We start from the raw sequence: 13,618 nt of genomic DNA, 5'->3' as shown, positions 1-13,618 counted from the left end.
ACCCTTCTTGAACATTTTCCTCCTCTATATATATTCGAGAAGAAATATATTTTCATGTCGATTTTCAATAAAAAACCAGTTTTATATTGGTAACAATAAAAAAACTCTCTTTTCACAAGAGAGTCACAGACCACAGAAAAACATATAAAACCGGACTTTTTATTATAATGGGAGAAATTTCCTTTTCCTTTTCCTGAAAATGGCCCACTCTTTATAACCGACATTCTTTAAAAATTGCCTTACTTTTTCCCAGTCATCCGCCACACGTTCCGGTTCATGCGCATCGGAGCCAAAGGTTACCTTTACGCCATAAAAACAGGCCCTTTCCAGAATTTCACCTGCCGGATACCACCCGCCGCAATCTTTTGTCTTTCCGGAAGTGTTTACTTCGATCACTGTATCGCAATCTGCAATCATCTTTAAGGTCTGATCCACGATGTCCGTTTTGACTTGTGAGAAATGAGGGCATCGTGCCTTGATTGCGTCGATATGGCCGAGAATGTCAAACGCTTTGCTTTTGGCTGCTTCCTGTACCAAAGAATAATAGGCCTCCTTTTCCCGCAAATAATCCGTTTCGCTCAGGCCTTCCCAGTTCTCCTTCAGAAATATACTTCTCATGCCGCCGGTATAATGAACCGACCCGATGATATAGTCAAAAGGGTATTTTTCAAATTGCCTTTGATAGAGACCGATCTGTCCGGGGAAAAAATCCGACTCCACACCCAATAATACCTCTATTTGATCCTGATAGATCTCTTTCAGCTTCAAAACTTCCTGCACATAGTTGGAGAACTCGCTTTTTGCCATGGCAATCCGGGGCTTTGCCCGGTCTTCCTGACTTGCAAAAAACGGGGAATGATCTGAAACGCCGATTGCTTGAAGACCATAACTGACAGCCGCTTTAATATAATCTTCCATGGATCCGATTGCGTGGCCACACCGATCGTGATGCGTATGTAAATCAAACTTCATGGTTTTCTCTCCCTCTATATGATTGAGCCGTAGATTCTGTACACCATTGGTGTCATAATACCGGCACATCTGATTCTATGGGGCATTTCTCCTGAGCCAATGTAATATCAAGTAATGTCAGGAACCACCAACCATTTCATTTACTTTAAAATAATTTTATATCATTGCTTCCAACATTGGCGCCGATCATATCAGTTGCCATCACATCAACAACAAATTCAAATAGCCCACCCTGTTTTCTGTGTACCATCAGTGGTAATAAGACAGGAAAAAGGAAGAGGCATATGTGTCAACCTTTTTTGTAAACTACATTAAAAGCAATGCTTGCAATCCAATCATATTTTCATATTGAAAACCGCAACGAACACAACCCCCCATAAACAGGGGGGTTACCTTCATCCCTGTTCCAATCAAATGGCCGGCTTGTTACCTTTAGTCCCGGCTAGATAATTCACTTCTTTCCAATTATCATCTTCTCTTTTATAAACGATAACGTCAATGATGGTTTGATATAACTTGATTCATTGGTTATCAATAGGTACCAAAAATCTCGACAAAGCTGTATAATTCCCAGGTCTTTTAATAAAAACAGCGCTTGATTATTACCGGTTACTTGAACTTCCAGCAATATACAATTGCTAACAGTATACTGCTCAGATTGATGTGGCAATGTGAAGTAAAACACGCCTGTGATCCTGATTAATCCAAGGTGTATTTTTTTGATGAAGAGATGAATTTTTGCTTGATTATCTGACACTTTTCATCATTGAAAAAAGCATTTTCAAGATTTGGGAAAAGGGGAACACTCCGGTGGTTTAATGGCAGAACACTGGGTCAGTTTATGAAGATAATAGCACTCTTCGCGATACATATGGTCAGGCATTAACGGCATGAGTGTCCCCAACAGTTCCCGGGTAAAGCCCATTTGCTCCAATTCTTTCAAAAAGCCTTGAAACAGGATGATTTCCAGTTCCACTTCTTTGTTGAAACGGGCAAGAGCGGGAAAACTTTGCAATCGGGTACGCAAATATCCAGTCAATTCAACCGCTTTTATATAGAAATCTTCAAACGTTTTCATGAAATAAAGCAATTTTTTCTTTGCTTTCTTCTCTACACCATCTGTATTAATTTGCAACCCTTCCGCATGGCCGGCGGCATCAGGCAGCCATAACAGGTGATGATGCAGGGGATGGAGAGGCGGGGGTGTTTCACCTCCCTGAAGATATTTTAAAATCCGCAAATATTCATCCAGTTCATTAACCATGTGATTAACAAATGTTGGAGGAAGATGAAAAGCAAACGGACCGGTCAGGAGTCGCCGTAACAGGTGCAATTTGAACTCTCTCAATTGACCGGCTGCTTTCCTGCACTCCTCCATGTCGGCGGTTTCCGGTCCTTCCGCAAGCTGTGAAAAAATCCGGTAAAGAGAAGAGGCCGTTTTAATTTCCCGCGTTTCGCCCGGAGAAAGAGAATCATAAATAAACTGGCAGTGATCCTTTAAAACCGACAGCCAAAAACGCTGCTCAAATGAACGGGCATCTGCCTGGTTATACACATCCGATCACTCCTTTGGCAAAGAGATGCTAAATTTTATGAATGGAAACGGTTCTTTAGAATCCTGTCTCCGGGACTGCCACATAAATGATACCAGGTGTCAGCAGCTTCCAGCCTGAATCACTTGATTCATTACAGGATAAAATACTTGTGAAAATAACAGAGAAAGGATTAATGCGGATGAATGGCAAAAGACACTGGCATTTGATTTTTCTGGTTTTCCTGTTGGCGGCTGTTGCGTGTTCCGGGAAAAGCGGTTCCCAACAATTCGGCACTGAAAAGATGCAAAACATGACCCGGAAATTGGCGATGAATTCACAGGTGCAACGCGCGTTCCTGAAGGGCAGGGAATTGACCATGCAACAGGACAGCAACTTGCGCAAAGAAATGTTGACCCAGAATCTGAGGGAACAAAAGGGAATGTTCAGTGATCCGGGCCTGTTTTCGCAAATGGCCGACATGAATATCCATTTGACCCGCAAAACACTGAATACTCCAGGGGATATGCAGGATCGCCTGCTTGAGACCAATCTGGAAACTTTCCGAAAAATCAAGGAATCCCCGGAAAAAAGAAACCAGCTGATCCGGACATTGCAACAGGCAAGAGATGAGGCCATGAAAGAGAAACAGACAAGAAGCCTGTTGCTCAAAAAAGGAATGGATGAGCATTACCTGGCGCTGAATGACCCGGCTGTTACTTCGATGGTGCTTGATTACACCCTGGATGTACAGGACCGGATGATGAAAAGCCCGTCTTCCAAAAAGCGAATGTTGAAAAACCAGTTAAAAAGCCTGAAAGCAGTAGCCGGCGATCCCGAAATGCGCCCTCAGCTGGTAGCCTTTATGATGGAGCTGATGAAAGACCCCGCCATGCAGGCCGAAATGGAAAAAATGATGAAGCAGATGATGAATTCACAGATAAAAAAATCAGCGGAGCAATCGACACCCCCTGCAAAACAGCGTTCCTCCCCGCAACAAGGCAATCCGGAAAACAAAGCGGAACCACTACCACAAACGAATCAGGACAAATCGGGAATCACACAAGAAAATTGAACCAGACCGGGTAAATACTCACCAATCAAAATACAGGTGAGTATCTTGTTGTTGATGCCACTTTTGTGAAGCGGAGGAATCGTTATGGGGTATTTTGTCAGTATAGAGTCACGGGAACTGAATCAAAAAATAGCAAATTCACAGCTTGTCCCGTTTAAAACCAGCGGTCATGGTCCTTTCTGGGAAGAGCGGCACAAGTTTAACCGTTTATTGCGACAATTTGTTGGTTAAATCCTTCAACTGGCGAATTTCCGGTGAACAGGAATCAGGGACGGGTCCCGACGACTGAAATTACCGACTGTCAATAAAAAAAGCCCGAAAAAAGGGCTTTTTCGTCTTACAGTGAAAACTGGTGATATTGCTGTATAATCAGCTTCATCAGGTCACTGTCGGACGGGATTTGTGTATAATGTTGAATCGTTGACTCCAGTCCGTCTTGCCGAATGTTCTTCTGAATAGTAACGGCATCCGGGTCCTGTTCAAAATCGTACAGAAGCGCGGCGGCAATGGCCTTGGCCAGATAAACCGGCTGTTTTCCGACATATTTCATATATTGCCGGGCGGGGCTGACCAGCCGGTCATTGGGGCCCAGTTTTCGGATCGGGGAACGGCCCACTCTTGTCACTTCATCAGAAATATGAGGATTGGAGAAACGCTGGATGATTTTTTCGATATATTTTTGATGCTCCTGATCCTGAAAATCATGCTTGTTGATCAATAACTGCCCCGTTTCCTCAAGGGTGTTTCTGACATGGTCCCTGATTGTCGGATTGGCCATTACCTCATTGATCGTTTTAAAGCCAGCCTGATAACCCAGATATGCCGCCACGACGTGTCCGGTATTTACGGTATACAGCTTTCTTTCAATATAGGGCTTTAAATCATCCACCAATGTCATGCCCTGAACGCGGACTTTCCCGACCATGCCGGTACGGTCAACCACCCATTCATAAAATGGTTCGACAACGACCATTAACCGATCCTGATGGGACTGGTTGGGGACAATGCGATCAACAGCCGCGTCAGGAAAGCCGATCATATTCTCACATGCTTCTTTTTCACTTTCATTCAATTGTTCATAAACCTTTTCTTTCAACAAGGAACTTCCACCGATCATGTTTTCGCAAGCAATGATGTTTAAAGGCTTGTCCGAGATTTGCACCCGTTTGGCAAGCCCTTTGGCGATGAGTCCGGCAATAAGCGGCAACACATTGGGTCCGACCGCGGTCGTGACCATATCTGCTTCTGCAATCGCCGATACCACCTGTTCCGGATGGGTCTGGCTGGATATGGCGCGTATATTTGTAACGGTCATTTCTTTTTTGGAATCATCGGCATACCCGATTTTATATGCTTGTTTCTGATTCAACAGATCCACGATCTCCTGGTTTACGTCCACAAAACAGACTTCATAACCGGATTGATGCAACAGGCTTCCAATAAACCCCCTGCCTATATTTCCTGCTCCGAAATGAACAGCCAGCATATTAGTCAACCCCTTCAAATATGGACATGATTTCTTCTGCAGAGGAAGATTGGACGATTTTCAGCACATTGGCTTCATCAGAGATAATGATGGCGATTTTGGACAAAACCTCCAAATGATCATTGCCTTTTCCGGCAATTCCAATCAACAGTTTCACCATATTTCCATTCCCGAAATCGACTCCGTCAGGAACCTGGATAATGACAATCCCGGATTCCTTGACGTTTTGTTTGGCCTCTTCGGTACCATGGGGAATCGCAACATAATTTCCCATGTAGGTTGAAGTCAATTGTTCCCTTTCCAACATCTTGTCGACATACTCCGGTTCAACGCAGCCCCGTTCAACAAGCAATTTTCCGGTTAACCGGATTGCTTCTTCCTTGTTGGCCACTTTTGCGTCAAAAAGGATATTTTCCGGGGCTAAAACTGGTAACGCCATACTAGACACTCCTCAACTCACTGATTTTTTCATGAAAAAATGATTCAAACCGTGCCGAAAGGTAAGCGTAAATAGACCTGGCATTTCCTGACTCAAACAGGGAGATGCTTTCTTCATTTTCAATCAGGATGGAACTGATATAACTCAGGACCTCCAATCCCTGCCTGGAATAATCAAGGGGAGCCAGTAATAACATCAGGCTGGCCGCCTTTATTTCCGACTGATCCATTGCTTTGACGGGTAAAGGTTTTTTCAGGCGGTAAACAGTAAAGGACGGACGGATCACCTGATCGCTCCGGGTATGAAACAGGGCCAGACGGGTATCGGGAATTCCCAGCCCGCCATGATGCTCCCGTTCCAGCAAAGCATGGAGCACCTTCTCTTGCTCCCGGATCACCCCCCGGTTCCATAAATGGAAACAGGCTTCTTCCAATCCCTCACGGATCGTCTCCACATCTTTTGACAAAGAAACATGAAACCCTTCAAGCACCTGAATCATCGCTTCTGTATATCGCTGTATTTTTTGCAGGTTTTCCAGCGTTTGACCCGTCTTGCGGGAGGGAACCCTTTTTTGACCCTTGAATGGTTTATGCGGGGAGTAATCCTTGATCTTTTCCTGGATATAGGTTCGAATCTTTTCTGCTTCTTCTTTGCTCAGCATCGGACTGGCCACCAGATAATCTGCCTGCAAATTGGGCAGCGGGATCGTCGAAATAATCAGGTCGAATTCATCAGGATTGACCTGATGAAGTTGAAAAGCCGATAATATGGTCAGTTTTTTTATTTCCGGAATTTCCTGCCTGATCCGGGTAGCCAGCATTTTCGAGGTTCCAATCCCGCTGGAACATATAATCAATGCCTTCAGGCCCTTGCTGTACTGATCCCTTAACAAGGCTGACCCAAAATGCATGACCAGATAGCCGATTTCTTCATCAGGAACAGACACATTCTTAAAGATAGCTTCTGTGCCTTTTTTCACCACATCAAACAACTGGCCGTAATCTTCCTTGATCTTTGCCAGCATTGGATTACTGATCCCCATATTCCGCTGTATGCGGTAAAGGGCCGGTTTTAAATGGGTAAGCAGTCCCTGAAACAGGGATGCCTGATTTAACAATTTGCAATTCAATTCTTTTTCCACATAATGAATCAGTTTTTTGGCCTTGATCGCTAATGGATATCGTTCCTCTTCAATGGGATATTCCCGATCCTGCCTCAGTTTTGCACCTTGCAAATGCATGGTGATATATCCGATTTCCGCTTTAGGAATATCAACATGAAACACAGTGGCCAATTGATCGGCCACCTTTTTTGCCATTTCATATTCGTAGGAGTTTTGCAATCCACGCAAATAAGTCGGGTCGATTTCGATATTTTCTCCCTGCATGATCCGCTCAATAGCCAATGTCAGGTGAACCACCAGACCGATGTAGGCACTGTCCGCCAGAGAATAAGGCAACTTCCGGTTCATCTCGTCCACAACTTTTTCTACCAGCAGCAGCTTTTTCTTTTCAATCAGGCCCAGCAACCTTTCTGAGACCAGTTCCGTTGCCCGTCTCGTCTTGTTCTGGATGTTTTCCCTGATCAGGGACAGAAATTGAACCTCGTCAACGTTCTCTGCGATCCTCATTGCTTTCCGTTTTGCCGATTCACTGCCGATAATTTCCACACCATAACCGCGTTTCCGAACAAGCGACAAGTCAAATTTTTTCAGCTCATCCTCAAGTTTTGTCAGATCATTGCTGATGGTCGCCATCGTTACATGCAAATCATTGGCGAGAGCAACAAGTTTTACCGGATCTTTGGCTTCCAGAAGTGAACAAAGAATCATGGTTTGCCGTTCACCTGGCGTAAAATCCTGATGTGACTGTTGAAAAAGAACCGATATCAGTTCCTCAATCCGCTCCTGCTCCCCTGCCAGACGGATTCCGACTCCCGGTTTCTTGAGCAAGCGCAATCGAAAATCCTTGAGGAGCCGTTCGATTTCTTTCAGGTCTCTGTGAATCGTACGTACACTGACATCCAACTCTTTGGCCAGATTTTGCACGGTTACCTTTTCTGTTGCGGATAACAGCGTTTCCAGAATAAGCCTTTCTCTGGCAGTAATATACATAGTGCCCACTCCATTTTAAAAACGATGTTTCCGATCAGATCATTGTTATCTTTTGGCCAAACTTCCTGCTTCATTCCCTGTTTTTCAATTTTTCCACCAGCTCATCGTATTTCGGGCTGCTTAAAAAGTTATCAACCGAAATATGATAAGCATCCGGCAGCTTGGCTTTTGCCCGGTCTGTCAAATCCTTGTGTGTAACGACAATATCCGCATCCGCCGGCAAGTCATTAATCGATGTGTTGGCCACAACAAGATCAAGTCCGGCTTTTTGCACTTTGTTCCGCAAGATGGAAGCACCCATGGCACTGGATCCCATCCCTGCATCACAGGCGAAAATGATTTTTTTCACATCCTTGAGCGATTTTTCCGGATCTGCTTTTTGTTCCTGTCCGGATTCGGTTTGGATCAACCGGGCTGCTTTCCCTTCTTTTCCTTTCAACGCAGATGTTTTTTCAACTGCTTTGATCAAATCTGCTTCTTCAGAGGACTTCGATGATTTCAGAATGAGGGACGCAATGATAAAGGATACCGCCGTTGCGACAATTACTCCGGACAGAACCCCAAGATAATGCCCCTTTGGTGTCATGGCAATCAGTGAGAAAATGCTGCCCGGAGACGGTACTGCAATCAGTCCGGCATCGAACAATAACAGGGTAAAGACTCCGCAAGCACCTCCAGCCATGGCAGCCAAAACTAAAAACGGTTTCATCAGGATATAAGGGAAATAAATTTCATGAATTCCTCCCAGGAAATGGATAATGGCCGCACCCGAAGCAGATTGTTTGGCCGTTCCTTTCCCGAACAGCATGTAAGCCAGCAAAATCCCAAGCCCCGGTCCCGGGTTGGTCTCCAACAGAAAAAGGATTGATTTTCCCTGTTCGGAAACCTGTTCAATTCCGATCGGGCTTAAGATGCCGTGGTTAATGGCGTTATTCAAAAACAGGACTTTGGCCGGTTCAATAAACAGGCTGGCAAGCGGTAACAAATGAGCATCAATGATGGCTTGTACTCCCGCTGCAAGAACGTTGTTCAACGTTAAAACAACCGGGCCAATCGCTTTGAAAGCCAATATTGTCAGCAAACCTGCGATAATACCGGCAGAAAAATTGTTTACCAGCATTTCGAAGCCTTGCCTGATTTTTCCCTGGACTGCCTGATCCCATTTCTTGATACACCAGCCGCCCAGGGGTCCCATCACCATGGCTCCCAGGAACATGGGGGCGTCTGAACCAACAATGACCCCCATGGTGGCTGTCGCTCCGACAATTCCACCCCTTAAATCATATACAAGCCGACCGCCTGAAAATCCAATTAAAATCGGCAGCAAAAATTTGATCATCGGATCGACCAGTTCGGCCAAATCTTCATTGGGATACCATCCTGTGGGGATAAAAAGGGCCGTAATCAACCCCCATGCAATAAAGGTCCCGATATTCGGCATGATCATTCCGCTTAAATAGCCGCCAAAGCGTTGAACCTTTACTTTCAGTCCGGAACCTGCCAGATTTTGTTCCATACTCTTTACTCCTCTCTAATTCAGAGTCTGCCTGATATATTTTGTTGCTCCTTTTCTATTTTTATTGTAATGTGCTTACACAAAGTGGTTCAATTTGAAGAAAAAGCTATTTTGTCCATTGAGTTGTTGCCATGATTAAATAAGTCACCCAAAAAAACACTCTCCATCATAACTGGAGAGTGTTTGAGCTAATGCAAAGGAGTAAGGAAGCAATTTTCAGAGCGGAGTGGCTTCAAAAACGCCACAAAACGAAATTGAGTGCAGCAAACATCCCGCTGCTTCTTTGCAGGCGGAGGCAAAACGAAGTTTTTGAAAATCGCCTTTCATTTTAATTTTTTTATCGTCCAAATCCCTCTTTTGTATAAGCAGAGGGCCCTTCCCTGAATGATTACTGCTGGCTTTTTTTCAATGCCTGATCAAGATCCTGGATAATATCCTCAATCGCTTCAATTCCGACAGACAAACGGACAAGTTCCGGACGTACTCCTGCACGGATCTGTTCCTCCTCCGACAACTGCTGATGTGTGGTGCTGGCCGGATGGATTACCAGTGATTTGGCGTCCCCGACGTTTGCCAGATGGGAGAATAGTTGCAGGCTTTCAATAAATTTCTTGCCGGCTTCCAGACCGCCCTTGATTCCAAAGGTGAAAATCGCCCCCTGGCCTTTAGGCAAATATTTCTGAGCCAGATCATAGGTACGGGCATTTGGCAAACCAGGATGATTTACCCATTCCACCAGTTCATGTTCATCCAGGTATTTGGCCGCTTGAAGCGCATTTTCGCTATGCCGTTCCATACGGAGATGCAATGTTTCCAAGCCCTGCAGGAACAAAAAGGCGTTAAATGGCGAGATGGCCGCTCCCGTGTCCCGAAGCAGCTGAACGCGGACTTTTGTAATATAGGCTAACGGACCCAAATCTTCTGTATAACATACACCATGATAACTGGGATCCGGTTCGGTAAATTCCGGGAACTTTCCGTTGGCCCAGTCAAATTTTCCGGAGTCGACAATGACTCCGCCAATGCTGTTTCCATGGCCGCCAATAAATTTGGTGGCGGAGTGAACGACAATATCTGCCCCAAATTCAAAAGGCCGGCACAAATATGGAGAAGCAAAGGTATTGTCGATAATCAGCGGAATGCCATGCTCATGGGCAACTCCGGCAACCGCTTCGATATCCAGAACATCAATCTGGGGATTTCCGATAGTCTCCGCATAAACGGCTTTGGTTTTGTCAGTGATTGCTTTACGGAAATTATCCGGATCGGACTGGTCGACAAATTTCACTTTAATGCCCAATTTCGGAAGAGTATGATTAAAAAGATTAAATGTACCACCATATAATGCGCTGGAAGAAACGATTTCATCGCCCGTTTTTGCAATATTGAGAATTGCATAGGTAATCGCTGCCGAACCGGAACTGGTTGCCAGTGCTCCCACTCCACCTTCCAGTTCGGCTACTCTTTTTTCAAACACATCCTGGGTCGGGTTCATAATCCGGGTATAAATGTTGCCAGGCTCTTTTAATCCAAACAAATTGGCAGCATGTTCGGTACTGTTAAACACATAAGATGTCGTCTGGTAAATGGGGACAGCACGCGAATTCGTGGCAGGATCAGGTACTTGTCCTCCATGTACGGCTATTGTTTCACTCCGATAGTTCCTGGATTCACTCATGGCTTTTCCTCCTTGTAATGAAGAAAACCTCTTCCCCGATCCAGAGAAGAGGTCTTTGATCGAATTCCTCTCCTATCTCTTAGAAACCCAGTCAGGTTTCTACAGGAATTGGCACCTTCCGGTATCTCACCGGGGTTGCCGGGCTTCATAGGGCCAGTCCCTCAGCCACTCTGGATAAGAGTAAAATCGGATAAGAAAAGTTGATTTTGATTGAATTGACTCTATTATAAATACGGAAAACCATTTTCGTCAATCTTTTTCTAAGAAATTCTTTAAGCTTTTCCATTAACAAGAAATGATTTTCATTTCAGAGTATCAATTCATTTTTCAGAGTTTAATCACGTTTTCTGCTTGCGGACCACGATTGCCTTCCACGATGGTAAACTCCACGCGTTGTCCTTCTTCCAGTGTTTTGAATCCTTCGCCCTGAATGGCACTAAAGTGAACGAATACATCGTTTCCTTCGGCAACCTGGATAAATCCAAAACCTTTCTCAGCATTGAACCATTTTACGGTACCCTTTGTTTTCATTGGGCAAACCTCCATAATAAATAAATTTATATGCTTCTCCTATTTACATGAGTAAATAAAAATTCACATATTTTCAGGATTTACCGCAATAAATGAAGAAGACGATAATTCCTGAAAATATGTGAATTATGAACTTCCCATATATTTTCTTAAACTCCTGAAGACTTATAAAGTCTACCATAACACAAACAAAAAAGCAAATCTGTTTCCAAAGACAAAAAAACCAGGGCAAACTGCCCCGGCAAACTTGTTGCTCCCTTTCAATCGGGAAGTAAAGAGATTTAATAGGAGTCACACTTATCTATTCATTCGAAGCTGCACTGAAAATTATGTCCTTTTCCCTCAAAAATATTTCCTACGGTGGGTACAGACCCTTCCTCTTTTCCCTTGCTCGCATAATCTGTATCGAATGAACACAAAAGGAGGGGGTTTCTTTGTCTGCCGCTCTGGAAAGATTATGTCGCCAGTTCGGAAGGATTGTGGGAGGACAGCCCAGTGTCGTGAATGGCGTATGCCTGATCCAAAAGTTCAGAAATATCAATGTAACCATATTGGGACGACGTTCGCGGTCTCCTTTGGTACTGCCCACCTTCTTCACCTTTGAAAACATCGATCGGCGGGGACGGGCACTCAATCTAGGAGAAACGGTTATTTTGCAAAGAGAAATTAACCCGTTTATATCCGAATTGCGCAAACGGGGGATTATCGTAACGGCACTTCACAACCACTGGTTATTTGAACACCCCCGGTTATTTTACATTCATTTTGAATCGGTTGAAAATCCGATCACTTTTGCCCGAAAATCGGCCGCTGCCCTCAGAGTGCTGCGAAATTGACGGAAGCCGCCCGGCACACGGGTGGCTTCAGATTTTTGCGACAATATAGAAATATGCAGAGCGGAGACAAAACGAAGTCCTGAAAATCCGCCGGCAATCACAAGTTTCTGACGGGCAGTTGCTGATTTTGAGAGAGAGCTTACGGACCGTTATAATGTACATATCTATGTTTATGGAGGCCTTAAATGGAAGAAACCTGGGTTAAAATCATGCTGGAACTTGGAATATGGGCCATCCCGCTTAATTTACTGGTGAATACGATCGTAAACCTGATCGGCTTTATCCCGTCTGTCTTTATCACCACAACCAATGTGTTGATCTGGGGGCCTTTATGGGGCGGGATCTTATCCTGGCTGGGCGAAATCCTGGGTGCAGTGGCCGCATATATTCTCTATCGCAAGGGACTTCGCGCCATCCATATCAACGATCCGGATCGCTGGCAATGGCTGAAATCCCTTCATCATCAGCCGCTTTGCCGGCAATGGCTGCTTTTGGTTATAGCCAGACTGATTCCATGGATCCCGACAGGTGCCATAAATCTCCTTGCAGCGCTGGCATCCGTACCGTTTCTCCTTTTTCTCAGTTCAACCGCCCTGGGGAAAATCCCGTCCATTGCGTTAGAGGCCGGTACGGGCTATGGCGTGCTGCAACTGGGAAAATTTTTTTGGCAGACAGGATAACCGGCAGAAAAGAGGGAAAATGAATATTAAACAGCTTCAATATCAAAGGATGGAGGGATTTGACATGGCGAAGGTTTTGATTTTGACCGGGGATGCCGTCGAAGCTCTGGAAGTTTTTTATCCCTATTATCGCTTGCTGGAAGAAGAACATGAGGTCACGATTGCTTCTCCTACCCGGAAAAAAATCCAGACAGTGATCCATGATTTTGTCCCTAAAATGGAAACATTTACTGAGAAATTGGGTTACGGTCTGGAAGCGCATGCCGCCTTTTCGGAAATCAATCCCGCCGAATATGACGGCATGATTATTCCCGGAGGACGGGCTCCTGAATATATTCGCATGGAAAAAGAAGTTCCTGCCATTGTCAGCCACTTCTTTGAACATAACAAACCGGTGGGAGCCATCTGCCATGCAGCCCTTGTGTTCAGTGTCATTCCCGATTCCGTAAAAAATCTGTCCATGACCGCCTTTACAACCTGCAAACCGGAAGTAGAAAGCACAGGCGCACAATATGTAAGTAATCCCCTTCATGTAGATGGCAATCTGGTTTCCGCTCATGCGTGGCCGGATCTGCCCGGGTTTATGAAAGAATTCCTAAGTAAATTGAAATAACCAATCAAAAAGGAGTCGGGTCATCCCGACTCCTGAGGCTGTTGACAAAAGAAGGTCAACAGCCTTTTTTTGTTGAATTGAAACAAAAAAGCATTCCGAAGGAAGGTTTCACTATGTTCAGAACCAACACATCCAGAGAATTTCAAC

General features: G+C 44.8%; 12 protein-coding genes, 1 pseudogene and 1 riboswitch. Of the genes and pseudogenes, 5 read left to right on the top strand and 8 right to left on the bottom strand.

Annotated features, from left to right (window positions below; translation table 11 throughout):
• Window positions 1–162 precede the first annotated feature (162 nt).
• On the bottom strand, window positions 163–972 hold the full coding sequence (locus H2C83_RS16500) for a histidinol-phosphatase (RefSeq protein ID WP_181742278.1): 810 nt from the start codon (window positions 970–972) through the stop codon (window positions 163–165).
• A gap of 781 nt (window positions 973–1,753) precedes the next feature.
• Window positions 1,754–2,527, bottom strand: coding sequence for a DUF2935 domain-containing protein (locus tag H2C83_RS16495; protein ID WP_181742277.1), 774 nt, complete (start codon window positions 2,525–2,527; stop codon window positions 1,754–1,756).
• 179 nt (window positions 2,528–2,706) lie between these two features.
• Here H2C83_RS16495 and H2C83_RS16490 point away from each other — a divergent pair, with 179 nt between their 5' ends.
• Both H2C83_RS16490 and H2C83_RS16485 read left to right on the top strand, forming a co-directional pair.
• Window positions 2,707–3,579 (top strand): hypothetical protein, encoded by an 873-nt coding sequence (locus H2C83_RS16490; RefSeq protein ID WP_181742276.1) that lies wholly within the window; start codon window positions 2,707–2,709, stop codon window positions 3,577–3,579.
• Window positions 3,580–3,693: 114 nt separating this feature from the next.
• A pseudogene (locus tag H2C83_RS16485) lies at window positions 3,694–3,810 on the top strand (alpha/beta fold hydrolase); the annotation flags it as partial.
• Window positions 3,811–3,916: 106 nt separating this feature from the next.
• On the opposite strand, the gene H2C83_RS16480 reads toward H2C83_RS16485, so the two are convergent.
• The 6 genes from H2C83_RS16480 to H2C83_RS16455 all read right to left on the bottom strand — a co-directional run bounded on the left by H2C83_RS16480 (window position 3,917) and on the right by H2C83_RS16455 (window position 11,342).
• Window positions 3,917–5,065 (bottom strand): mannitol-1-phosphate 5-dehydrogenase, encoded by a 1,149-nt coding sequence (locus tag H2C83_RS16480; protein WP_181742275.1) that lies wholly within the window; start codon window positions 5,063–5,065, stop codon window positions 3,917–3,919.
• A 1-nt stretch (window position 5,066) separates the two neighbouring features.
• Window positions 5,067–5,504 carry a PTS mannitol transporter subunit IIA gene (locus tag H2C83_RS16475; protein WP_181742274.1) on the bottom strand — a complete coding sequence of 146 codons (438 nt, stop codon included), beginning with the start codon at window positions 5,502–5,504 and terminating at the stop codon, window positions 5,067–5,069.
• 1 nt (window position 5,505) lies between these two features.
• The gene (locus H2C83_RS16470) at window positions 5,506–7,617 is read right to left on the bottom strand and encodes a BglG family transcription antiterminator (RefSeq protein ID WP_181742273.1); all 2,112 of its coding nucleotides are present in this window, start codon (window positions 7,615–7,617) and stop codon (window positions 5,506–5,508) included.
• A 70-nt stretch (window positions 7,618–7,687) separates the two neighbouring features.
• Entirely contained in the window at window positions 7,688–9,133 is a 1,446-nt protein-coding gene (locus H2C83_RS16465) for a PTS mannitol transporter subunit IIBC (RefSeq protein ID WP_181742272.1), read from the bottom strand.
• A 388-nt stretch (window positions 9,134–9,521) separates the two neighbouring features.
• Entirely contained in the window at window positions 9,522–10,811 is a 1,290-nt protein-coding gene (locus H2C83_RS16460) for a homocysteine synthase (RefSeq protein ID WP_181742271.1), read from the bottom strand.
• Between the two features lie 69 nt (window positions 10,812–10,880).
• Window positions 10,881–10,992: riboswitch (SAM riboswitch) on the bottom strand.
• Window positions 10,993–11,138: 146 nt separating this feature from the next.
• Entirely contained in the window at window positions 11,139–11,342 is a 204-nt protein-coding gene (locus tag H2C83_RS16455) for a cold-shock protein (protein ID WP_181742270.1), read from the bottom strand.
• Window positions 11,343–11,776: 434 nt separating this feature from the next.
• On the opposite strand from H2C83_RS16455, the gene H2C83_RS16450 reads away from it, so the two are divergent.
• The 3 genes from H2C83_RS16450 to H2C83_RS16440 all read left to right on the top strand — a co-directional run bounded on the left by H2C83_RS16450 (window position 11,777) and on the right by H2C83_RS16440 (window position 13,471).
• A complete protein-coding gene (locus H2C83_RS16450) occupies window positions 11,777–12,178 on the top strand; it encodes a DUF1259 domain-containing protein (RefSeq protein WP_181742269.1) in 402 nt (133 codons plus the stop codon).
• Window positions 12,179–12,363: 185 nt separating this feature from the next.
• Window positions 12,364–12,858 (top strand): TVP38/TMEM64 family protein, encoded by a 495-nt coding sequence (locus tag H2C83_RS16445; RefSeq protein WP_181742268.1) that lies wholly within the window; start codon window positions 12,364–12,366, stop codon window positions 12,856–12,858.
• A 64-nt stretch (window positions 12,859–12,922) separates the two neighbouring features.
• Complete coding sequence (locus H2C83_RS16440) at window positions 12,923–13,471, top strand: DJ-1/PfpI family protein (RefSeq protein ID WP_181742267.1); 549 nt, start codon at window positions 12,923–12,925, stop codon at window positions 13,469–13,471.
• The last annotated feature ends 147 nt before the right edge of the window (window positions 13,472–13,618 follow it).

It is taken from the genome of Thermoactinomyces mirandus, from assembly GCF_013868055.1.
Lineage (GTDB): Bacteria > Bacillota > Bacilli > Thermoactinomycetales > Thermoactinomycetaceae > Thermoactinomyces > Thermoactinomyces mirandus.
This window is presented reverse-complemented; position numbering and strand designations above follow the sequence as displayed.

Coding starts and splice junctions, on each gene's coding strand:
- H2C83_RS16500 (WP_181742278.1), bottom strand. CDS start 972: ATGAAGTTTGATTTACATACGCATCACGATCGGTGTGGCCACGCAATC.
- H2C83_RS16490 (WP_181742276.1), top strand. CDS start 2,707: ATGAATGGCAAAAGACACTGGCATTTGATTTTTCTGGTTTTCCTGTTG.
- H2C83_RS16480 (WP_181742275.1), bottom strand. CDS start 5,065: ATGCTGGCTGTTCATTTCGGAGCAGGAAATATAGGCAGGGGGTTTATT.
- H2C83_RS16475 (WP_181742274.1), bottom strand. CDS start 5,504: ATGGCGTTACCAGTTTTAGCCCCGGAAAATATCCTTTTTGACGCAAAA.
- H2C83_RS16470 (WP_181742273.1), bottom strand. CDS start 7,617: ATGTATATTACTGCCAGAGAAAGGCTTATTCTGGAAACGCTGTTATCC.
- H2C83_RS16465 (WP_181742272.1), bottom strand. CDS start 9,133: ATGGAACAAAATCTGGCAGGTTCCGGACTGAAAGTAAAGGTTCAACGC.
- H2C83_RS16460 (WP_181742271.1), bottom strand. CDS start 10,811: ATGAGTGAATCCAGGAACTATCGGAGTGAAACAATAGCCGTACATGGA.
- H2C83_RS16455 (WP_181742270.1), bottom strand. CDS start 11,342: ATGAAAACAAAGGGTACCGTAAAATGGTTCAATGCTGAGAAAGGTTTT.
- H2C83_RS16445 (WP_181742268.1), top strand. CDS start 12,364: ATGGAAGAAACCTGGGTTAAAATCATGCTGGAACTTGGAATATGGGCC.
- H2C83_RS16440 (WP_181742267.1), top strand. CDS start 12,923: ATGGCGAAGGTTTTGATTTTGACCGGGGATGCCGTCGAAGCTCTGGAA.